At 71.7% G+C, this 22,192-nt stretch carries 21 protein-coding genes; 17 read left to right on the plus strand and 4 right to left on the minus strand.

Translation table 11 applies throughout. The annotated features are described in order from the left end of the window. Positions 1-759, minus strand: coding sequence for an enoyl-CoA hydratase/isomerase family protein (locus ACWCXX_RS32525; protein WP_451133561.1), 759 nt, complete (start codon positions 757-759; stop codon positions 1-3). 80 nt (positions 760-839) lie between these two features. Here ACWCXX_RS32525 and ACWCXX_RS32530 point away from each other — a divergent pair, with 80 nt between their 5' ends. Together ACWCXX_RS32530 and ACWCXX_RS32535 are read left to right on the plus strand one after the other, a co-directional pair. Next, positions 840-1,463 (plus strand): HdeD family acid-resistance protein, encoded by a 624-nt coding sequence (locus ACWCXX_RS32530; protein WP_451133563.1) that lies wholly within the window; start codon positions 840-842, stop codon positions 1,461-1,463. Positions 1,464-1,597: 134 nt separating this feature from the next. Continuing rightward, entirely contained in the window at positions 1,598-2,053 is a 456-nt protein-coding gene (locus tag ACWCXX_RS32535) for an ATP-binding protein (protein ID WP_451133565.1), read from the plus strand. A gap of 27 nt (positions 2,054-2,080) precedes the next feature. Here the strand turns inward: ACWCXX_RS32535 and idi are convergent, their stop codons facing one another. From idi to ACWCXX_RS32550, 3 genes are all read right to left on the minus strand, one after another. Then, on the minus strand, positions 2,081-2,674 hold the full coding sequence (gene idi / locus ACWCXX_RS32540; protein WP_451133567.1) for an isopentenyl-diphosphate Delta-isomerase: 594 nt from the start codon (positions 2,672-2,674) through the stop codon (positions 2,081-2,083). A gap of 150 nt (positions 2,675-2,824) precedes the next feature. Continuing rightward, positions 2,825-4,093, minus strand: coding sequence for a GNAT family N-acetyltransferase (locus ACWCXX_RS32545; RefSeq protein WP_451133569.1), 1,269 nt, complete (start codon positions 4,091-4,093; stop codon positions 2,825-2,827). A 256-nt stretch (positions 4,094-4,349) separates the two neighbouring features. Continuing rightward, positions 4,350-5,288 carry a cation diffusion facilitator family transporter gene (locus tag ACWCXX_RS32550; protein ID WP_451133571.1) on the minus strand — a complete coding sequence of 313 codons (939 nt, stop codon included), beginning with the start codon at positions 5,286-5,288 and terminating at the stop codon, positions 4,350-4,352. Between the two features lie 530 nt (positions 5,289-5,818). Between ACWCXX_RS32550 and ACWCXX_RS32555 the strand changes: the two genes are divergently transcribed. The 15 genes from ACWCXX_RS32555 to ACWCXX_RS32625 form a co-directional block, all read left to right on the plus strand. Next, positions 5,819-7,588, plus strand: a complete 1,770-nt coding sequence (locus ACWCXX_RS32555; RefSeq protein ID WP_451133598.1) for a DUF5941 domain-containing protein — start codon at positions 5,819-5,821, stop codon at positions 7,586-7,588. Further along, positions 7,585-8,322, plus strand: coding sequence for a phosphocholine cytidylyltransferase family protein (locus ACWCXX_RS32560; protein WP_451133573.1), 738 nt, complete (start codon positions 7,585-7,587; stop codon positions 8,320-8,322). Before ACWCXX_RS32555 ends, ACWCXX_RS32560 begins: the two co-directional genes overlap by 4 nt. Beyond that, a complete protein-coding gene (locus ACWCXX_RS32565; protein WP_451133575.1) occupies positions 8,310-9,371 on the plus strand; it encodes an iron-containing alcohol dehydrogenase family protein in 1,062 nt (353 codons plus the stop codon). Before ACWCXX_RS32560 ends, ACWCXX_RS32565 begins: the two co-directional genes overlap by 13 nt. Then, entirely contained in the window at positions 9,349-10,128 is a 780-nt protein-coding gene (locus ACWCXX_RS32570; protein ID WP_451133577.1) for a CDP-alcohol phosphatidyltransferase family protein, read from the plus strand. The genes ACWCXX_RS32565 and ACWCXX_RS32570 overlap by 23 nt, the downstream gene beginning before the upstream one ends. An 8-nt stretch (positions 10,129-10,136) precedes the next feature. Further along, entirely contained in the window at positions 10,137-11,009 is an 873-nt protein-coding gene (locus ACWCXX_RS32575) for a glycosyltransferase family 2 protein (RefSeq protein WP_451133600.1), read from the plus strand. Between the two features lie 108 nt (positions 11,010-11,117). After that, positions 11,118-12,047, plus strand: a complete 930-nt coding sequence (locus tag ACWCXX_RS32580; RefSeq protein WP_451133579.1) for an ABC transporter permease — start codon at positions 11,118-11,120, stop codon at positions 12,045-12,047. After that, positions 12,040-12,825, plus strand: coding sequence for an ABC transporter ATP-binding protein (locus tag ACWCXX_RS32585; RefSeq protein WP_148840905.1), 786 nt, complete (start codon positions 12,040-12,042; stop codon positions 12,823-12,825). The genes ACWCXX_RS32580 and ACWCXX_RS32585 overlap by 8 nt, the downstream gene beginning before the upstream one ends. A gap of 447 nt (positions 12,826-13,272) precedes the next feature. After that, entirely contained in the window at positions 13,273-14,193 is a 921-nt protein-coding gene (gene hpnC / locus ACWCXX_RS32590) for a squalene synthase HpnC (protein ID WP_451133582.1), read from the plus strand. Beyond that, entirely contained in the window at positions 14,190-15,143 is a 954-nt protein-coding gene (gene hpnD, locus ACWCXX_RS32595; protein ID WP_451133584.1) for a presqualene diphosphate synthase HpnD, read from the plus strand. Before hpnC ends, hpnD begins: the two co-directional genes overlap by 4 nt. 115 nt (positions 15,144-15,258) lie before the next feature. Further along, entirely contained in the window at positions 15,259-16,647 is a 1,389-nt protein-coding gene (hpnE, locus tag ACWCXX_RS32600) for a hydroxysqualene dehydroxylase HpnE (RefSeq protein WP_451133586.1), read from the plus strand. After that, the gene (locus ACWCXX_RS32605; protein ID WP_451133588.1) at positions 16,644-17,747 is read left to right on the plus strand and encodes a polyprenyl synthetase family protein; all 1,104 of its coding nucleotides are present in this window, start codon (positions 16,644-16,646) and stop codon (positions 17,745-17,747) included. The genes hpnE and ACWCXX_RS32605 overlap by 4 nt, the downstream gene beginning before the upstream one ends. Before the next feature lie 105 nt (positions 17,748-17,852). Beyond that, positions 17,853-19,853, plus strand: coding sequence for a squalene--hopene cyclase (gene shc, locus ACWCXX_RS32610; RefSeq protein WP_451133590.1), 2,001 nt, complete (start codon positions 17,853-17,855; stop codon positions 19,851-19,853). Continuing rightward, on the plus strand, positions 19,853-20,506 hold the full coding sequence (locus ACWCXX_RS32615) for a phosphorylase family protein (RefSeq protein WP_451133592.1): 654 nt from the start codon (positions 19,853-19,855) through the stop codon (positions 20,504-20,506). The genes shc and ACWCXX_RS32615 overlap by 1 nt, the downstream gene beginning before the upstream one ends. Positions 20,507-20,511: 5 nt before the next feature. Beyond that, the gene (gene hpnH / locus ACWCXX_RS32620; RefSeq protein ID WP_451133594.1) at positions 20,512-21,531 is read left to right on the plus strand and encodes an adenosyl-hopene transferase HpnH; all 1,020 of its coding nucleotides are present in this window, start codon (positions 20,512-20,514) and stop codon (positions 21,529-21,531) included. Positions 21,532-21,535: 4 nt separating this feature from the next. Further along, positions 21,536-22,192, plus strand: a 657-nt coding sequence (locus tag ACWCXX_RS32625) for a flavodoxin-dependent (E)-4-hydroxy-3-methylbut-2-enyl-diphosphate synthase (RefSeq protein ID WP_451133596.1), incomplete at its 3' end; no start/stop codon positions are given.

Consider the following 22,192-nt stretch of genomic DNA (forward strand, 5'->3'; position numbering starts at 1 on the left):
TCACGGCCCGGTCGTCCAGGTGAAACGGGGCGCGCGCCGCTCCAGGAAGGCGGCGACACCCTCCGCGGTGTCGCCGCTGCGGCGCGCCTGCTCCGCCCAGTACGCATCCCGGTCCGCACGCCCGGTGGCGAACTCCTTCGCCGCCGCCTGGGTCAGCTGCGAACGGGCCGCCAGGGTCCTCGTGTACGCCTCGACCCGCTCGTCCAGCCCGTCGGCCGGCAGCACCTCGTCCACCAGACCGGTCCGCAGCGCCCGCGCGGTGTCGATCAGCTCGCCGGAGAACAGCAGGTGCTTCGTCGCGGCCGGGCCGATCAGCGCCACCAGCCGCCGGGTCGACGACGCGGCGTACACGATGCCGAGCCTGGCCGGAGTGACCCCGAAGGACGCGCCCTCGGCCGCGAACCGCAGGTCGCAGGCGGCCGCGAGCTGACTGCCGCCGCCCACGCAGTAGCCCCGTACCACCGCGAGGGTCGGCCGGGGGAACGCGGCCAGCGCCTCCTCGGCCGCCACGGCGAGCGCCTGCGGATCGCCCGACCCGTCCCGGAGCGAGGAGATGTCCGCCCCGGCGCAGAAGGTGTCCCCGGCACCGGTCAGCACCAGCACCCGGACCGCGGGGTCTGCCGCCAGCCGCTCCAGCAGGACGGGCAGCGCGCTCCACATCGCGGCCGTCATCGCGTTGCGCTTCGCCGGGTTGGTGATGACGACGGTGGCGACGCCGTTCGCGACGGTGTGCTCCAGCCGGGGTTCCGTACGGTCCATGCGCCGGATGCTATCCGCACGGTTCGAACCTATGATCAAGAAGGGGTCGCCGATCAGGTACGCACCGTGAGGAGCTTTCCATGGCCGATCCCGTGACCGAGGGCAAGAGGCTGAGCCGCAGTTTCGGCCGGCTCGCCGTCCTGGGCGCACTGCTCGTCGTGGCCGGCCTGGTCGGTCTCGTGTACACCGGTCTCGCGACGCTGACCTCGATGCTCCTGTTCGGCTGGCTGCTGCTGATCGGCGGTTTCGTCGGGCTGCTGCACGCCATCGACTCCCGGGGCACCAACTACTTCTGGCTCGGCGTCGTGGTGGCCGCCCTGAACATCGCCGCCGGAGTCGTCGTCATCCGCCATCCGCAGGGCACGGCCGAGGCACTGACCATGTTCGCCGCGCTGCTCTTCCTGACCGGCGGGATGTTCCGCCTGGTGGGCAGCGTCGTGGTGCGCGGCCCGCAGTTCGGCTGGACGCTCCTGCAAGGGGTCTTCGGGCTGCTGCTGGGGCTGCTGGTGCTCTTCGACTGGCCGCACAGCAGTCTCTACGTCCTGGGGCTCTTCTTCTCGCTGGCGCTGCTCTTCGACGGGCTCGGCCTGCTCGCGACGGGACTGGGCGGCCGTCGCGTCGTCTCCTTGGTCTCGGAACAGAGGGTGAGCGGGGATCCGTCGGCCTCTCGCCCGGAAGAGCGAGACAAGTGGTCGAAAGGCTGACTCTTTAAGTCTTGCCCGGTCAAAAGTCGTCAATAGAAGTCAACTTATGTTCAGTAGCACAGTGCGCACCGACTACGCCCCGCACTCTGTACCCGACGTGCAGTCACCATCGAGTGGAGAGCGGGTACCGGACTATGGAGAGCCGCGGGAGTGTCCCCGCCCGGCCCGTGCCGTACGAGGGAGTCTGGCGGTTCACCGCCCCGGCCGTGGACGTCTCCGTACCGCAGGCCCGGCGCGCGGTGCGCGATCTGCTGAACCGCCAGGGCGTTCCGGTGGACCACGACATCGCCGAGGGGCTGCTGCTCATCGTCTCCGAACTGGTCACCAACGCGGTGAAGCACGCCGCGCTGCTCTCGCCGGAGCTCGCCGTCGAAGTGGCCGTCGGCGAGGAGTGGGTCAGGGTCTCCGTCGAGGACAACCACCCCTACCGCCCGACGGCCCTGGAGACGGACCACGGGCAGACCGGCGGGCGCGGCCTGCTGCTGGTCCGGGAGATCACCCGGGAGGCGGGCGGAGCCTGCGACGTGGAACACACCGCAGGCGGCGGGAAGATCATCTGGGCGGCCCTGCCGCTGAGCCCGCGACCCTGACCGCCCGCCCCCGGTGCCGTCCGCCCGTCACCAGCCGGCGGACGGCCCGGTCAGCTCCCTGATCGCCGGACGCGCGGCGTCCAGCACCGTCATGAACCAGGCGGAGAACGGCGACCGGGCGTGTCGCTCGACGAGCTCGTCGGCGGTGACGAACGCGGTCTCGCCGATCTCCTCCGGATCGGGCCGCAGCCGGTCCTGCACCATTCCCACGAAGAGGTGGTTGAACTCCTGCTCCACCAGCCCGGAGGCCGGGTCGGGATGGTTGTAGCGGACCGTGCCCGCCTCGGCCATCAGGGAGGGGGAGATCCCCAGCTCCTCGTACGTGCGCCGGGCGGCGGCGGCGAAGGGCGCCTCGCCGGGGTAGGGGTGGCCGCAGCAGGTGTTCGACCAGACACCGGGGGAGTGGTACTTGCCGAGCGCGCGGCGCTGCAGCAGCAGCCGGCCCCGCTCGTCGAAGAGGAACACGGAGAAGGCGCGGTGCAGTCGACCGGGCGGCTGGTGGGCGGCGAGCTTCTCCTCCGTGCCGATGGTGGTGCCGTTCTCGTCGACCAGTTCGAGCATGATCGCTTCTGCTGTGCCGTTCGACGAGCTGTTCGCCGCGGTGGCTGGTGTGGTCGGCATACCCATCCTTCGCTGTGGTCCCGGCCCCGTGCGCCGGTCCCGTCGAGTCCGGCCCAGTCTGCCGTACAAAAGCCCCCGGCCCGCACTTCGGGTTCTGGCATGTCCGGCCCCTGCCGCACCGGCGGGGTGCGGCAGGGGCCGGACACCGCCTCAGACGCCGAAGGCGGCCGGGTAGCGGATCGTGCCCTGCGGCACCGGCACGGACTCGTCGAGCACCAGGGCCGTCATCGCTGCGTCGGGGACCTCGAAGCCCGGCCGGATCCCGTACCGCGACGCCGGTACGAAGCCGAACGCCGGGTAGTACTCGGGATGCCCGAGCACCAGGACGAGCGACTCGCCGCGCAGCCTGGCCGCGTCCAGCGCCGCCCGCACCGCGGCCCGCCCCGCCCCGCGCCGCTGACGGTCCGGGGCCGTAGCCACGGGGGCCAGCGCCAGGGCCGGTACGTCACCGACCCGGCACCGGGTCAGCAGCGCGTACGCCACCACGTCCCCGTCCGGGCCGTCCGTCACGACGTGGCCGAGCCCCGGCAGCCAGGCCGCCGGATCGGCGCGCAGCGCGTCCACGAGAGCGGCCTCGTGCGACGTCGGGAACGCGGCGGCGTTGACCGCGAACACGGCGGCCCGGTCCGCCGCCGTCTCCGGCCTGGCCGGCCACCGGGGGTCGACGGGACGCAGCACGTGGCCGGCGTAGCCGTACTCCGTGCCGTGGTCGCGCCGCACCGCCAGCTCCTCACGGGTGGCCGCGAGCGCCCGCGCCATGCCGGGAGCCGACGGGTCCGCGGCCGCCACCCGTGCGGCGAGCGGGACGTAGTACTCGTCCCAGTCGCTGTCGGGCTGCACCAGCGTCCCGAGGACGTGATAGCCGGCCGCCACCGCCGCCGCGGTGTTGGCCGCCAGGGGGCGCAGCGGGGCCTGCCGGTCCCAGAAGGCGCGCGCCCCGGCCGACGGCGCGTCGGTCGTCCAGACGCAGTCGGTGACGACGAGGGAGCCGCCCGGGGCGAGCAGCCGCTTCCAGTCCCGCAGCGCGGTGTCGAAACCGATGAGGTACGCGGACCCCTCCGCCCAGACGAGGTCGAACGACCCGTTTGGGAAGTCGGGGCCGGACAGCTCGGCCATGTCGGCCCGCACGGTGCGGACGCGGTCGCCGAGCCCCCGGGCGTCGGCCGCCGCGCGCAGCTCGTCGAGGAACGGCCGGTGGAGGTCGACGGCGGTCACCTCGGCGCCGGCCTCCGCGGCCAGCAGCAGCGCGGCGCGACCGGGGCCGCAGCCCAGGTCGAGCACGCGCGGACGGCGCGGCAGCGGACCGGCGAACTCCAGCAGACGCCGGGTGGTGGCATCGGAGCCGGGGCTCTGCCGGGGCAGGTCGTGGTGCAGGGAGAAAAACGCCTCGGTGAGGACGGCGTGATCGTTGTCGTTCAACGCGGGAACCCTTGTGTACGAGGGCTCCGGCCAACGGGGTCGACCCGGTGCGAGTCGGGGCGCTAGCCGAGAACCCGGGAGATGAGGAAGGACCGGATGCTGCGCCGGGAAGGCGCCGTCGCGACGGTCATCGACCTCAGCTCCTCTCTTCGCGGGCTCTCCGCACGGATTCCCCGGGCGGACCCTCTTCGTGGTCCTCGTGCAAGGGAAGGCTCGAACGCCTCTGCGGGCACCTTACACGGGTCCCGGCCGGGGGTCAGTGGCAGAACCCGGCCTCGTGCTCGGCGTGGCCGCTCGGCTCCAGCTGGAACGTGCAGTGCTCCACGTCGAAGTGGTCCCCGATGCAGCCCTGCAGCTCGTGGAGGAGCTTCTCGTGCCCGATCGAGTCGAGCACGTCCTGGCTCACCACCACATGGGCGGAGAGCACCGGCATTCCCGAAGTGATCGTCCAGGCGTGCAGGTCGTGGACGTCCAGCACCCCGGGCAGGGCGGTGATGTGGGCCCGCACCTCGGCCATGTCCACGCCCTTGGGCGCCGACTCCAGCAGGACGTCGAGCGTCTCCCGGAACAGCTTCACGGTACGGGGGACGATCATCAGGCCGATCACCAGCGAGGCGATCGGGTCGGCGGCCTGCCAGCCGGTGGCCAGGACGATGCCCGCCGAGACCAGCACGGCGAACGAGCCGAGCGTGTCCGCGAGCACCTCCAGATAGGCGCCGCGCACATTGAGGCTCTCCTGCTGCCCGCGCATCAGCAGCGACAGCGAGACGATGTTGGCGACCATGCCGACGAGGGCGAAGGCGATGGTCAGCCCGCCCCTGGTCTCGGCCGGGGTGATGAAACGCTCCACGGCCTCGAAGAGCAGGAAGCCTCCCACCCCGAGCAGCAGCAGACAGTTGGCCAGGGCGGCGAGGATCTCGGCGCGGGCGTAGCCGAAGGTGCGGTTGAGCCCGGCCGGCCGGTTGGCGAAGTGGATCGCCAGCAGCGCCATGCCCAGGCCCAGGGCGTCGGTCGCCATGTGGGCCGCGTCGGCGATCAGGGCGAGGGAGTCGGCGAGCACCCCGCCGACGATCTCCACGGCCATCACGCCGAGTGTGATGCAGAGCGCGATCCGCAGCCGCCCGCGGTGGGCGGCGGCCGCCGTGCCGGTCGGCGGCCCGCCGTGCGTGTGTCCGTGGTCGTGCCCTGCCCCCATGGGGAACGCCTCCCGGTCGTCTCGCGGATCCGGCCCCGATCGGGGTCCGGGCACTGCCAGTGAACTACGGGTGGGGGGTATGTGGCAACACGGTACTGAACACCGTTGTCATATGCTCTGACCTGCGAAAATGCTTGCAGGTCAGAGAGGTGGGAAGAGTGTCGCAGGCCCGCTGCCGGGCGCCGGGAGGCCTCGCCCGGGAGCTGCGGCGGGGGCTGCGCCGCGCTGCCGGGCCGGCCCGCGCCCGGCCCGTCGGCGGTCCCTCGCGAGGACGTTTTTTGTCAGGCGGGGCGGGGATCGACGATGATGATCGCGGGCGGTGCCGCAGGATGCCGGTCAGCCCCGAACGGAGCACAAACGGCCGGTGAACTCGTGCTTCCGTTCATCCGATAGCCTCTGCCGACGTGCCGCCGGCCCGTACCGGGGCCGCACTGTCGCGCGCCGCCCCCGTCAGCACCAAGGAGTGAGTTCGTCTGTCGACCGCCATCCTCACCGGTGCACCGGTACCCGGGTCGTCGCTCGCGGACGACCTGCGGTCACTGGGCTTCGACGTACAGGTCGCCGCCGACGTGGCCGAGGCCGCACGGCTGATCTCGGCCGCCCCCGCCGACCACCGAGTCGCACTGGTCGACCCCCGTTTCGTCGGCCACGTCCACGCCCTCCGGCTCGGACTGACCGACCCGCGCTTCCCCGCCGCCACCGTGCCCGGCGCGCTCACCGCCCAGCCGGAGGCACGCCCCGCGCTCGTCCGGGCCCTGGACACCACGACCGCCGCCGTCGGCGCGGGCGCCCCCGCGGACCCGTCCGGCACATCGGTCGCCGACCGCACCGTGCCGGACCGCCTCGCCGTCACCATGGACGCCGGGGGCACCACCGTGCAGCGCCCCGAACTGGGCTCGCTGGTCGCCGCCGTACCGACGGACGCACCCGCGCGCACCGAGGCGGAGCGCGCCCTGGCCTCGGTCGACGACGAGGCGGTGCGGCTGCGCAGCGCGGTGAAGGCGCACGACGGCTTCTTCACCACGTTCTTCATCAGCCCGTACTCCCGCTACATCGCCCGCTGGTGCGCCCGCCGCGGCCTCACGCCGAACCAGGTCACCACCGCCTCCCTGCTGACCGCGCTGATCGCGGCCGGCAGCGCGGCGACCGGCACCCGGGGCGGCTACGTCGCCGCCGGGGTGCTGCTGCTCCTGTCCTTCGTCCTGGACTGCACCGACGGGCAGCTCGCCCGCTACTCGCTCCAGTACTCGACGATGGGCGCCTGGCTCGACGCCACCTTCGACCGGGCCAAGGAGTACGCCTACTACGCCGGTCTCGCCCTCGGCGCCGCCCGCGGCGGCGACGACGTCTGGGCGCTCGCCCTCGGCGCGATGGTGCTCCAGGCATGCCGGCACGTCATCGACTTCTCGTTCAACGAGGCCAACCACGACGCGGTGGCCAATTCGAGCCCCACGGCGGCGTTGTCCAGCAGACTCGACAGCGTCGGCTGGACGGTCTGGCTGCGCCGGATGATAGTGCTGCCGATCGGCGAACGCTGGGCGATGATCGCGGTCCTCACCGCGGTGACCACCCCCCGGATCGTCTTCTACGCCCTGCTCGTCGGCTGCTCCTTCGCCGCCTGCTACACCACCGCGGGCCGGCTGCTGCGCTCGTTGACCCGCAGGGCCGAACGCACCGACCGCGCCGCACGGGCCCTCGCGGACCTCGCCGACTCCGGACCGCTGGCCGAGGCCGTCGCCGCGGTCGGGCCCCGGCTCGGCGGCAGCTGGAGCGCGCCGATCACGGCCCTGCTCGCCGGGGCGCTCATGATCGCCTCCGCGCTCTCCCAGCCCTTCGGCAGCTGGCACACCATCCTGGCCGCGGTGGTCTACGCGATGTTCTCCGGCATGGCCGTCTCCCAGCCCCTCAAGGGCGCCCTCGACTGGCTCGTGCCCCCGGTGTTCAGGGCGGCGGAGTACTGCACCGTCCTGATCCTCGCCGCCCGCAGCGAGGTCCCGGGGGCGCTTCCCGCGGCCTTCGGGCTGGTCTCGGCCGTCGCCTACCATCACTACGACACGGTGTACCGCATCCGCGGCGGCACCGGTGCGCCGCCCCGGTGGCTGGTCCGCACGATCGGCGGGCACGAGGGCCGCACCCTGGCGGTGACCGTGTTCGCCGCCGTGTTCACCCGGCACTCGGCCTTCACCGCAGCCCTCACCGTGCTCGCCGTGGCCGTGGCCCTGGTGGTGCTCGTGGAGTCCATCCGCTTCTGGGTGTCCTCAGGAGCACCCGCCGTTCACGACGAAGGAGAACCCGCATGATCGGCCTCGTACTGGCAGCCGGTGCAGGACGGCGTCTGCGCCCCTACACCGACACGCTCCCGAAGGCGCTCGTGCCTGTGGACGGCGAGAGGACGGTCCTGGACCTGACGCTGGCCAACTTCGCGGAGATCGGCCTCACCGAGGTCGCCGTCGTGGTCGGCTACCGCAAGGAGGCGGTGTACGCCCGCAAGGCCGAGTTCGAGGCGAAGTACGGCGTGACCCTCACCCTGATCGACAACGACAAGGCGGAGGAGTGGAACAACGCCTACTCCCTGTGGTGCGCCCGCGAGGTCCTGGGCCGCGGCGTCATCCTGGCCAACGGCGACACCGTCCACCCCGCCTCCGTCGAGAAGACCCTGCTCGCCGCCCGCGGCGACGGCCGCCGGATCATCCTCGCCCTCGACACGCTGAAGCAGCTGGCGGACGAGGAGATGAAGGTCGTCACCGAGGACGGCAAGGGTGTGCGGCGCATCACCAAGCTGATGGACCCGGCCACCGCGACCGGCGAGTACATCGGCGTCACCCTGATCGAGCCCGAGGCCGCCGCGGAACTCGCCGACGCCCTGAAGGCGACGTTCGAACGCGACCCCGACCTCTACTACGAGGACGGCTACCAGGAGCTCGTGAACCGCGGCTTCACCGTCGACGTGGCCCCCATCGGCGAAGTGGCGTGGGTGGAGATCGACAACCACGACGACCTCGCGAAGGGCCGTGAGATCGCGTGCCAGTACTGACCCGGCTCATTCCGTCCCCGGTCGTCGTCGACATCCGTCGCGGCGCCCTGGACGACCTGGCCGGTCTCCTCGCGGACCAGCGGATCTCCGCCTCCGGCAAGCTCGCCGTGGCGATCAGCGACGGTTCGGGGCGCGCACTGCGCGAGCGGCTGGCCCCCGCGCTGCCCGGCGCCCACTGGTACCCGGTCACCGACGGCACCCTCGACTCCGCCGTGAAGCTCGCCGACGACATCAAGGGCAACCGGTACGACGCGGTGGTCGGCCTCGGCGGCGGCAAGATCGTCGACGTGGCCAAGTACGCCGCGGCGCGGGTCGGCCTGCCCATGGTCGCGGTGGCGACGAACCTCGCCCACGACGGCCTCTGCTCGCCGGTCGCGACCCTGGACAACGACAACGGCCGGGGCTCCTACGGAGTACCCACCCCGATCGCCGTCGTCATCGACCTCGACACCGTCCGCCGGGCCCCGGCCCGCTTCGTGCGCTCCGGGATCGGCGACGCGGTCTCCAACATCTCCTGCGTGGCCGACTGGGAACTCGCCCACGAGGTCAGGGGCGAGGAGATGGACGGACTCGCCGCGGCCATGGCCCGGCAGGCGGGCGAGGCGGTCCTGCGCCACCCCGGCGGCATCGGCGACGACGGCTTCCTCAAGGTGCTGGCCGAGGGCCTGGTGCTGACCGGCATCTCGATGTCCGTCGCCGGGGACTCCCGGCCCGCGTCGGGCGCCTGCCACGAGATCAACCACGCCTTCGACCTGCTGTACCCCAGGCGCGCGGCCAGCCACGGCGAGCAGGTCGGCCTCGGGGCCTGCTTCGCGATGCGGCTGCGGGGCGCCCACGAGGAGTCGCTCCTCATGGCGGACACCCTGCGCCGGCACGGGCTGCCGGTCCTGCCCGAGGAGATCGGGTTCACCGCCGAAGAGTTCGTCCGGGCCGTCGAATACGCCCCGCAGACCCGCCCCGGACGCTTCACGATCCTGGAACACCTCAACCTGTCCACCGACCAGATCAGGGACGCGTACGCCGACTATGCAAAAGCCATCCATAGCTGAACTCCGCCCGGTCGTGCACCCGCCGGGTGTGAAGGACCGGCGCAGCGGCGAGCACTGGGCTGGTCGGCTCTACATGCGCGAGATCTCGCTGCGCATCGACCGGCACCTGGTGAACACCCGGGTCACCCCCAACCAGCTGACCTACCTGATGACCGTCGCGGGTGTGCTCGCCGCCCCCGCCCTGCTCGTCCCGGGCATTCCCGGCGCGCTGCTCGGGGTCCTCATGGTCCAGCTCTACCTGCTGCTCGACTGCGTCGACGGCGAGGTGGCCCGCTGGAAGAAGCAGTTCTCGCTGGGCGGGGTCTACCTGGACCGGGTCGGCGCGTACCTCTGCGACGCGGCCGTGCTGGTCGGCTTCGGCCTGCGCGCCGCCGACCTGTGGGGCTCCGGGCGGATCGACTGGCTGTGGGCCTTCCTGGGCACGCTCGCGGCCCTCGGCGCGATCCTGATCAAGGCCGAGACCGACCTCGTCGGGGTCGCCCGCCACCAGGGCGGCCTGCCGCCCGTCAAGGAGTCCGCCTCCGAGCCGCGCTCGTCCGGCATGGCGCTCGCCCGCCGGGCCGCAGGCGCGCTCAAGTTCCACCGGCTGATCCTCGGGGTCGAGGCGTCGCTGGTGATCCTGGCGGCGGCCGTCCTCGACGCGGTCAGGGACGACCTGTTCTTCAGCCGGCTCATGGTCGCGGTACTGGCCGGCATCGCGCTGTTGCAGACCCTCCTGCACCTCGTGTCGATCCTGGCGTCGAGCAGGCTGAAGTGAGCACTCCGATGAAGCTCGGCGCGGTCGTCATCACGATGGGCAACCGCCCCGACGAGCTCCGCGCCCTCCTCGATTCGGTCGCCCGGCAGGAGGGCGACCGGATCGAGGTGGTGGTCGTCGGCAACGGCGCCCCCGTCCCGGACGTCCCCGCGGGGGTGCGCACCGTCGAGCTGCCGGAGAACCTCGGCATCCCCGGCGGCCGCAACGTCGGGATCGAGGCCTTCGGCCCGTCCGGCAGCGATGTGGACGTCCTGCTCTTCCTCGACGACGACGGGCTGCTGCCGCTCACCGACACCGCCGAGCTGTGCCGCCGGGCCTTCGAGTCGGACCCGGAGCTGGGCATCATCAGCTTCCGCATCGCCGACCCGGACACCGGTGCCACCCAGCGCCGCCACGTACCGCGGCTGCGCGCCTCCGACCCCCTGCGCTCCTCCCGCGTGACGACCTTCCTGGGCGGCGCCAACGCCGTGCGCACCAAGGTCGTCGCCGAGGTCGGACCGCTGCCCGGCCGGTTCTTCTACGCGCACGAGGAGACCGATCTCGCCTGGCGGGCGCTGGACGCCGGCTGGATGATCGACTACCGCGCGGACATGGTCCTCAACCACCCGACGACCGCCCCGTCGCGGCACGCGGTGTACCACCGCATGGTGGCCCGCAACCGGGTCTGGCTGGCCCGCCGCAACCTGCCCGTCCCCCTGATCCCCGTCTACCTCGGGGTGTGGCTGCTGCTGACCCTGCTGCGCAGGCCGTCGGTCCCGGCGCTGAAGGCGTGGTTCGGCGGCTTCCGGGAGGGCTGGTCCACCCCGTGCGGCACCCGCCGTCCGATGAAGTGGCGCACGGTGTGGCGGCTGACCAGGCTCGGCCGACCTCCCGTGATCTGAGAAGCTCTCCTTCTGAGAGCATGAGTCGTACGTTTTCCCTACGGGACCTGTCCGCTCCGAGCCGCGCCCGCCACTGGCTGCGCATCTTGAATACGAGAGTTTCATCTGGTGAGTGACACAACCCCTGATGGTGCGGTCGCACTGAGCACCCCACCATCCGCCGACGACGGTCTGAGCCCGGCAGAGCTGGCCGCCAAGTACGGCCTCACGGTGAGCGGCGCCCGGCCGGGGCTCTTCGAGTACATCCGGCAGCTCTGGGGCCGGCGCCACTTCATCATGGCGTTCTCCAGGGCGAAGCTGACCGCCCAGTACAGCCAGGCGAAGCTGGGCCAGCTGTGGCAGGTGGCGACTCCGCTGCTCAACGCCCTGGTCTACTACTTGATCTTCGGGCTGATCCTGGGCACCAGGAAGGGAATGACCCAGGAGGTCTTCATCCCGTTCCTGGTGACCGGCGTCTTCGTCTTCACCTTCACGCAGAGCTCGGTGATGGCGGGCGTGCGGGCGATCTCCGGCAACCTGGGCCTGGTCCGGGCGCTGCATTTCCCGCGTGCCTCGCTGCCCGTCTCGTTCTCGTTGCAGCAGCTCCAGCAGCTGCTGTTCTCGATGATCGTGCTCGCGGTCGTGGCCGTGGCCTTCGGGAGCTATCCGGGCCTCTCCTGGCTGCTGGTCGTTCCGGCGCTGGCCATGCAGCTCGTCTTCAACACCGGCCTGGCGCTGATCATGGCCCGGCTCGGCAGCAAGACCCCCGACCTCGCCCAGCTGATGCCGTTCGTCATGCGGACCTGGATGTACGCCTCGGGCGTCATGTTCTCCATCCCGGTGATGCTCAAGGACAAGCCGGCCTGGATCGCCGACGTCCTCCAGTACAACCCGGCGGCCGTCTACATGGACCTGATCCGCTTCGCGCTGATCGACGGGTACGGCGCGCAGAACCTGCCGGCGCACGTCTGGATGGTGGCGCTGGCCTGGGCGCTCGTCGTCGGCCTGATGGGCTTCGTGTACTTCTGGAAGGCAGAGGAACGGTACGGCCGTGGCTGACGACAAGACCCAGGGGCGCGTCCCCACCGTCATCGCCGACGATGTGCACATCGTGTACCGGGTGAACGGCGCGGGCGGCGGCAGGGGCAGTGCCACCGCGGCACTGAGCCGGATACTGCGCCGCGGCAAGGGCGAGGCGCGCGGGGTGCGCAAGGTGCACGCCGTGCGCGGCGTCACCTTCACCGCCTACCGGGGCGAGGCGATCGGTCTCATCGGGACCAACGGTTCCGGCAAGTCGACGCTGCTGCGGGCCATCGCCGGTCTGCTGCCGACCGAGAAGGGCAAGGTCTACACCGACGGCCAGCCCTCGCTGCTCGGCGTGAACGCGGCGCTGATGAGCGACCTGACCGGTGAGCGCAACGTGGTGCTCGGCGGCCTCGCGATGGGCATGTCCCGCGAGGAGATCCGCGAGCGCTACCAGGGGATCGTCGACTTCTCCGGCATCAACGAGAAGGGCGACTTCATCACCCTGCCGATGCGCACGTACTCCTCCGGCATGGCGGCCCGGCTGCGCTTCTCCATCGCCGCCGCGAAGAACCACGACGTCCTCATGATCGACGAGGCGCTGGCGACCGGTGACCGCAAGTTCCAGATCCGCTCCGAGAAGCGCATCAGGGAGCTCCGCAAGGAGGCGGGCACCGTCTTCCTGGTCAGCCACAGCAACAAGTCCATCAGGGACACCTGCGACCGGGTCCTGTGGCTGGAGAAGGGCGAGCTGCTGATGGACGGCCCCACGGACGAGGTGCTCAAGGCGTACGAGCGGGAGACCGGGAAGTAGTCGTTCCCACGGTCCCGCGACGGCGCGGCGGCCTCTGCCGGAGGGTTCCGGCGGGGGCCGCCCTGTTGTCCGGATCCTGGACAACCACCGTCGTTCTCCACACCCGGCGGTACGTCCGGGGCAAGATCTCCTACCGGCGGATGACGTCAATCCCCTTGGGGGCGGGGAAGGTTGGCAGGGCGGGCGGCATTCGCGCGGCGTGCCCCGCACCCCGCCGTACAGGTGGGCGTTGTACAACGTAAGCTGTACCGGTGCTGATTCGAGGCAAGTGGGGCGATACCGCCTGGCCGTACGGCTCGTAGGCAGTGTTCCGCACTCGACAGAGCGGGCGGCGTGTCCGGAATGGGATGTTTTGGGTCAGCAGTGTAGAACGGGGGATGTGACGGCAATGACGGAAGATCTCCAGCTCCGAGGTGCTCACGCCGTCCCCGCGCCGGGCGGCCGCCGGTGACCCTCACCCCGCAGGCGCACCCCGATGCCACGGTGCCCGGCACCCTCGACAAGGCCGCCGACGAGAACTTCCCCGTGGCCCCCTTCTTCCTGCCCCGGGCCTGGCGGGACGACCTGATGGCCCTGTACGGCTTCGCCCGCCTCGTCGACGACATCGGCGACGGCGACCTCGCCGAGGGCGGAGCGGACGCCCGCCACCTCGGCCTGGACCCGGCGGCGGCCGACGACCGGCTCGCCGTGCTCGACGCCTTCGAGGCCGATCTCCGCCGGGTCTTCGACACCGCGGGCGACGGCCCCCGCCATCCCCTGCTGCGCGGACTGCGCCCCACGGTGCGGCGCTGCGGGCTCACCCCCGAACCGTTCCTCGGCCTGGTCGGGGCGAACCGGCAGGACCAGCGGGTCCGCCGCTACGGGACGTACGACGATCTCCTCGCCTACTGCGAGCTGTCCGCCAACCCCGTCGGCCGACTGGTCCTGCAGGTCACCGGGACCGCCAGTCCCGAACGCGTGCGCCGTTCCGACGCCGTCTGCACGGCCCTGCAGATCGTCGAGCACCTCCAGGACGTCACCGAGGACCTCGGCCGCGACCGGATCTACCTGCCCGCCGAGGACATGGCGCGGTTCCACGTCGACGAGACCGACCTGGCGGCCCCCTCGGGGAACGCGTCGGTGCGTTCACTGATCGCGTACGAGGCCGAACGCGCCCGGGAACTGCTGGACGAGGGCATCCCCCTGGTGGCCAGTGTGCACGGCAGGCTCAGGCTGCTCCTCGCCGGATTCGTGGGCGGGGGGCGCGCGGCCCTCGCCGCGATCGCGGCCGCCGGGTTCGACGTACTGCCCGGACCGCCCAAGCCCACCAGGCCCGGCCTGCTGCGCGAGGTGGGAGTTGTCCTGCGAAGAGCGCGTAGAGAGGGGTGAGCCGGACCGTGGAGGGCCAGACGACGTACATGTCGGCACCGGTGCAGGCCGCATACAGTTACTGCGAGGCGGTCACCGGACAGCAGGCGCGCAACTTCGCGTACGGCATCAGACTGCTGCCGACCGCGAAGCGGCACGCCATGTCGGCGCTGTACGCCTTCTCCCGCCGTGTCGACGACATCGGTGACGGCGAACTCGACCCGGAGACCAAGCGGGCCCGGCTGGAGAGCACCCGCACCGTGCTGGACCGGATCCGGGCCGGCGCGGTGGACGAGGACGACACCGACCCGGTGGCCGTCGCGCTCGCCGACGCCGCGCGCAGATTCCCGCTCCCGCTCGGCGGGCTCGACGAACTGATCGACGGCGTGCTGATGGACGTGCGCGGCGCGACCTACGAGACCTGGGACGACCTCAAGGTCTACTGCCGCTGCGTCGCGGGCGCCATCGGACGCCTCAGCCTCGGCATCTTCGGCACCGAACCCGGCGTGCCGGGCGCCGACCGGGCCGCGGAGTACGCCGACACGCTCGGCCTCGCGCTCCAGCTCACCAACATCCTGCGCGACGTCCGCGAGGACGCGGGCAACGGGCGTACCTACCTGCCCTCCGACGACCTCGCCAAGTTCGGCTGCTCGGCGGGCTTCCACCGGGCCACCCCGCCGCAGGGCGCCGACTTCGCGGGGCTGGTCCACTTCGAGGTGCGGCGGGCCCGCACGCTGTTCGCCGAGGGCTATCGGCTGCTGCCCATGCTCGACCGGCGCAGCGGCGCGTGCGTCGCGGCCATGGCAGGCATCTACCGGAGGCTGCTCGACCGGATCGAGCGCGACCCCGCGGCGGTGCTGCGCGGCCGGGTCTCGCTGCCGGGCCACGAGAAGGCGTACGTGGCGATGCGCGGACTGTCGGGTTTCGACACCCGGTACGTCTCCCGGCGTACGGGCAGGGGGCGTGTCTGATGCGCCGCACGAAGATCTCGCGCACCATGTGCAGCACGGACACACTCGTTGAGTGGTCAACCCTTTACGGTTCCGACGCGTCCCTGACTGAAGTGACCCGGTGAAAGGAGGGCGCATGACGGACGACACCCCGCGTTCCTCCCGCGCGGTCGTGATCGGGGGCGGGCTCGCCGGAATCACCGCGGCGCTGCGCCTCGCCGACGCCGGGCTGGAGGTGACCCTCCTCGAAGGGCGGCCCCGCCTCGGCGGCCTCGTCTTCTCCTTCCGGCGCGGCGAACTGACAATCGACAACGGTCAGCACGTCTACCTGCGCTGCTGCACCGCCTACCGCTGGTTCCTCGACCGGGTCGGCGGCGCCGGGCTGGCACCTCTGCAAAACCGTTTGGACGTGCCCGTTCTCGACGTCGGACGCCCCTCGGGACCCCGACTGGGACGGCTGCGCCGCAACGCTCTGCCGGTGCCGTTCCACCTCGCCGCCGGACTTGCCGGCTACCCGCACCTCTCGCTCGCCGAGCGGGCGGGCGTCGGGCGCGCCGCCCTGGCCCTGGGCCGCCTGGACCCGGACGACCCGGCACTGGACACCATGGACTTCGGCAGCTGGCTCGCCCGGCACGGCCAGTCGCCGCGCACCGTCGAGGCCCTCTGGGACCTGGTCGGCGTCGCCACCCTGAACGCCACCGCCCCCGACTCCTCGCTGGCCCTCGCCGCGAAGGTGTTCAAGACCGGGCTGCTCTCCGATCCCGGCGCCGCCGACATCGGCTGGGCGGGCGTGCCCCTGGGCGAGATCCACGACACGCTGGCCCGCAAGGCCCTCGACGCCGCCTTCGTGCGCACCGAACTGCGCACGAAGGCCACGGCCATCACCCGTACGGAAGACGGCGGTTGGACCGTCGACGTCAACGGCGAACGCATCGGGGCCGACATCGTCGTCCTCGCCGTCCCGCAGCGCGAGGCCCACGGCCTGCTGCCCGAGGGCGCGCTCGACGAACCGGAGAAGCTCCTGGAGATCGGCACCTCCCCGATCCTCAACGTGCACGTCGTCTACGACCGCAAGGTGCTGCGCCGCCCCTTCTTCGCCGCGCTCGGCTCCCCGGTCCAGTGGGTCTTCGACCGCACCGACGCCTCGGGACTCACCGGCCCCGGCCAGTACCTCGCGCTGTCCCAGTCCGCCGCCCACGAGGAGATCGACCTCCCCGTCGCCGAACTGCGCAGCCGCTACCTGCCCGAGCTGGAGCGGCTCCTTCCGGCCGCCCGCGGGGCCGGTGTCAGGGACTTCTTCATCACCCGGGAGCGCGCGGCGACCTTCGCCCCCGCCCCCGGAGTCGGCCGGCTGAGGCCCGGCGCCCACACGCGCGCACCCGGCCTCTGCCTGGCCGGAGCATGGACGGCCACCGGCTGGCCCGCGACGATGGAGGGCGCCGTGCGCAGTGGGTTCAGCGCGGCGTCCGCCGCGTTGAGGGCGCTCGGCCGCTCCCATGAACATCCGCTGCAGGAGGCGGCATGAGCAGTACCACCGGAACAAGAGGAGAGTCAGTGACCCCGGCGAATCCGGCTTTCGACACCGTGGCCGACACCACGGACGTCACCGCGCTTCTGGAGCGCGGGCGGGCCCTTTCCACGCCGGTGCTCCGGGCCGCCGTCGACCGGCTCGCACCGCCCATGGACACCGTCGCCGCTTACCACTTCGGCTGGATCGACGCCCAGGGACGGGTGGCCGAGGGGGACGGCGGCAAGGCCGTCCGCCCGGCTCTCGCCCTGCTGTCCGCGGAGGCGGCCGGCGCCGCGGCCGAGGCCGGGATCCCCGGCGCCGTGGCCGTCGAACTCGTGCACAACTTCTCGCTGTTGCACGACGACCTGATGGACGGCGACGAGCAGCGCCGGCACCGCGACACGGTCTGGAAGGTGCACGGCCCCGCCCAGGCGATCCTCGTCGGCGACGCGCTCTTCGCGCTCGCCAACGAGATCCTGCTGGAGCTCGGCACCGTCGAGGCGGGCCGCGCCACGCGCCGCCTGACCGCCGCCAGCCGCAAGCTCATCGACGGACAGGCCCAGGACATCTCCTACGAGCACCGCGAGCGGGTCACCGTCGAGGAGTGCCTGGAGATGGAGGGCAACAAGACCGGCGCCCTGCTCGCCTGCGCCTGCTCCATCGGCGCGGTGCTCGGCGGCGCCGACGACCGTACCGCCGACACCCTGGAGGCGTACGGATACCACCTCGGCCTCGCCTTCCAGGCCGTCGACGACCTGCTCGGCATCTGGGGCGACCCCGGGTCCACCGGCAAGCAGACCTGGAGCGACCTGCGCCAGCGCAAGAAGTCGCTGCCGGTGGTGGCCGCGCTCGCCGCGGGCGGTCCGGCCTCGGAACGCCTGGGCGAACTGCTCGCGGCCGACGCCAAGAGCAGCGATTTCGACAGCTTCTCCGAAGAGGAGTTCGCCGCCCGCGCGGCGCTCATCGAGGAGGCGGGCGGCCGCGAATGGACCGCCCAGGAGGCCCGTCGACAGCATGCGGTGGCCATCGAGGCGCTGCACCGGGTCGACATGCCGCAGACCGTGCGGGCGCAGCTCACGGCGCTCGCGGACTTCGTCGTCGTACGAAAGAGATGATCACCATCTGGTCCATATGAATCGCAGTCGCCGGCCGGTGCCCCACGGGCGCCGGCCGACGGAGACCCCAGCACAGCAGAGGACCGACTGCACGAAGGGGAAGCCATGACAGCGACGACCGACGGAAGCGCCGGGGCCGTGAACCCCCGCGCGGCCTCGGCCAGTGAACCGACCGACACAACCACCGCCGCGGACGACGTGCTCGCCGCCGCGCGGCGGGCCGCGGAACGCTCGGTGGAGCACCTCCTCGGCAGGCAGGACGAGCAGGGCTGGTGGAAGGGCGACCTCGCCACCAACGTCACCATGGACGCCGAGGACCTGCTCCTGCGTCAATTCCTCGGCATCCAGGACCCGGAGACCGTCCGGGCGGCCGGCCGCTTCATCCGCGGCGAACAGCTGGGCGACGGCACCTGGGCCACCTTCCACGGCGGGCCCGGCGAACTCTCCACCACCATCGAGGCGTACGTGGCCCTGCGGCTGGCCGGGGACCGGCCGGACGAACCGCACATGGCCCGCGCCTCGGCATGGATCAGGGAACAGGGCGGAATCGCGGCCGGCCGCGTCTTCACCCGGATCTGGCTCGCCCTGTTCGGCTGGTGGAAATGGGACGACCTGCCGGAACTCCCGCCCGAGCTGATGTTCTTCCCCAAGTGGGCCCCGCTCAACATCTACGACTTCGGCTGCTGGGCCCGCCAGACCATCGTGCCGCTCACCATCGTCTCGGCGAAGCGGCCGGTGCGCCCCGCCCCGTTCGCGCTCGACGAACTGCACACCGACCCGGCCAACCCGAACCCGCCCCGGCGCCCGGCCCCGGCGGCGAGCTGGGACGGCGTCTTCCAGCGCCTCGACAGGGCGCTGCACGTCTACCACCGGTTCGCCCCGCGCAGGCTGCGCCGGATCGCCATGAACGCGGCGGCCCGCTGGATCATCGAGCGCCAGGAGAACGACGGCTGCTGGGGCGGCATCCAGCCCCCCGCCGTGTACTCCGTCATCGCCCTGCACCTGCTCGGCTACGACCTGGACCACCCGGTGATGCGGGCCGGGCTCGAATCGCTCGACCGGTTCGCCGTCTGGCGCGAGGACGGCGCCCGCATGATCGAGGCCTGTCAGTCCCCGGTGTGGGACACCTGCCTCGCCACCATCGCGCTCGCCGACGCCGGGGTCAGCCCCGACCACCCGGCCCTCGTCAAGGCCGCGGACTGGATGCTCGGCGAGGAGATCGTCCGGCCCGGCGACTGGTCCGTGCGCCGTCCCCGGCTCAACCCGGGCGGCTGGGCGTTCGAGTTCCACAACGACAACTACCCGGACATCGACGACACCGCGGAAGTGATCCTCGCGCTGCGCCGGGTCCGCCACCCCGACCGGGCCCGTGTCGAGGCCGCCATCAGGCGGGGAGTGCGCTGGAACGTCGGGATGCAGTCCCGCAACGGGGCCTGGGGCGCGTTCGACGCGGACAACACCAGCGCCTTCCCCAACCGGCTGCCCTTCTGCGACTTCGGCGAGGTCATCGACCCGCCGTCCGCCGACGTCACCGGGCACGTGGTGGAGATGCTCGCCTTCGAGGGGAAGGCCGGACACCCCGCGACCCGGCGCGGCGTCGAGTGGCTGCTCGCCGAACAGGAGGCGAACGGTGCCTGGTTCGGCCGGTGGGGCGTCAACTACGTCTACGGGACGGGGTCGGTCGTGCCCGCGCTGGTCGCCGCCGGACTGCCCGTGACGCATCCGGCGATCCGGCGCGCGGTCCACTGGCTGGAGTCCGTGCAGAACGACGACGGCGGCTGGGGCGAGGACCTGCGCTCCTACCACGAGGACAAGTGGATCGGGCACGGCGCCTCGACCGCCTCCCAGACCGCGTGGGCCCTGCTCGCGCTGCTCGCCGCCGGACGGCGCGACAGCGGGGCCGTGCTGCGCGGGGTGTCCTGGCTGACCGACACCCAACGGGCCGACGGCTCCTGGGACGAGCCGTACTTCACCGGCACCGGCTTCCCCTGGGACTTCTCCATCAACTACCACCTGTACCGGCAGGTCTTCCCGCTCACCGCACTCGGGAGGTACGTGTACGGCGAACCGTTCGCCGCCCGCCAGGCCGTCCGCAAGGGGGCCTGATGGGCGACGGTCCGGGGCCGTCAGGTCCCGCGGCACCGCTGCTGATCGCCTGCGCGCTCGGCATCGAGCGGTTCGCCCTGCGCAGCGGCCGGGGCAGGGCCGGCGCCGCTCCCGGCCCCGTGACCGTCCTGCGCACGGGCATGGGGCCCAGGGCCGCCGAGGAGGCCGTGGGCCGAGCGCTCGGCCGCATGTCCGGTGCGGCGGTCCTGGCCTCCGGGTTCTGCGCCGGACTGGCCCCCGGGATGCACCCCGGGGACCTGGTGGTCGCCGACGAGACCCGGGAGGCCGGGGAGCCGACGGCCTGCACCGCCCCGGGCCTGCTCGCCGAGGCCCTGGCCAGGGCGCTGCCCGGCCACACCGTCCACACCGGCCCGCTGGCCGGCTCCGCCCATGTCGTACGCGGACACGAGCGGGCCGAACTGCGGGCCACCGGAGCGATCGCGGCGGACATGGAGTCGGCCGCCACTCTGCGCACCGCCCTGCGGTCCGGGCCACGCCCGGTTGCCGCCGTACGGGTGATCGTGGACGCTCCGGAGCACGAGCTCGTCCGCATCGGCACGGTGCGCGGTGGAATATCGGCTTTCCGTGTTCTCCGTGCCGTCCTGCCTGCTTTCTACGAATGGCACCGATCTTTGCTGCTCCCCAGGAGGTGAGCCAGATGGCCATGCCGCTCCGTCAGTCCATCAAGGTTGCGACGTACCTCGCCGAACAGAAGCTCCGCAGGCGGGACAAATTCCCGCTCATCGTGGAACTCGAGCCACTGTTCGCCTGTAATCTCGCGTGCGAGGGCTGCGGGAAGATCCAGCACCCCGCCGGAGTGCTCAAGCAGCGCATGCCGGTCGCCCAGGCCGTGGGCGCCGTACTCGAATCGGGCGCCCCGATGGTTTCCATCGCGGGCGGCGAACCGCTGATGCACCCGCAGATCGACGAAATCGTCCGGCAGCTGGTGGCGAAGAGGAAGTACGTCTTCCTCTGCACCAACGCGATGCTGCTGCGGAAGAAGATCGACAAATTCACGCCCTCCCCGTATTTCGCCTTCGCCGTGCACATCGACGGCCTGCGCGAACGGCACGACGAATCGGTCGCCAAGGAAGGTGTTTTCGACGAGGCGGTGGCGGCGATCAAGGAGGCCAAGCGACGCGGCTTCCGGGTCACCACGAATTCCACCTTTTTCAACACCGACACCCCGCAGACCGTCATCGAGGTCCTCAATTACCTCAACGACGACCTGAAGGTCGACGAGATGATGATCTCGCCCGCCTACGCCTACGAGAAGGCACCCGACCAGGAACACTTCCTGGGCGTCGATCAGACCCGCGAACTCTTCAAGAAGTCGTTCGCCGGGGGGAACCGCGCCCGCTGGCGGCTGAACCACTCGCCGCTCTTCCTGGACTTCCTGGAGGGCAAGGCGGACTTCCCCTGCACGGCCTGGGCCATCCCGAACTATTCCCTGTTCGGCTGGCAGCGGCCCTGCTACCTGATGAGCGACGGCTACGTACCCACGTACCGCGAACTCATCGAGGAGACCGACTGGGACAAGTACGGCCGCGGCAAGGACCCGCGGTGCGCCAACTGCATGGCGCACTGCGGCTACGAGCCCACCGCCGTGCTCGCCACCATGGGCTCGCTGAAGGAGTCCCTGCGCGCGGCGCGCGAGACGATCTCCGGGAACCGGTGACGCCGTGACCGCCGGAGAACCGGTCGCACCGGGTCTCCCCGGCCTGCCGGCCCGACCGCTCGCGGTGCGCCGCCCCTCGCGGCGCATCCAGGTCGGGTCGGTTGCGGTGGGCGGGGACGCGCCGGTGTCGGTGCAGTCGATGACCACGACGCGTACGTCGGACGTGGGGGCGACGCTGCAGCAGATCGCGGAGCTGACGGCGTCGGGCTGCCAGATCGTGCGGGTGGCGTGTCCGACGCAGGACGACGCGGACGCGCTGGCGACGATCGCGAGGAAGTCGCAGATCCCGGTGATCGCGGACATCCACTTCCAGCCGAAGTACGTGTTCGCGGCGATCGACGCGGGCTGCGCGGCGGTGCGGGTGAATCCGGGGAACATCAAGCAGTTCGACGACAAGGTCAAGGAGATCGCGCGGGCGGCGGGGGAGGCGGGCACCCCGATCCGGATCGGGGTGAACGCGGGTTCGCTGGACGCGCGGCTGCTGGCGAAGTACGGCAGGGCGACGCCGGAGGCGCTGGTGGAGTCGGCGCTGTGGGAGGCGTCGCTGTTCGAGGAGCACGGCTTTTGCGACATCAAGATCTCCGTGAAGCACAACGACCCGGTCGTGATGGTCAACGCCTACCGGCAGCTGGCCGAGCGGTGCGACTACCCGCTGCACCTG

This window comes from Streptomyces sp. NPDC001732 (genome assembly GCF_053596315.1).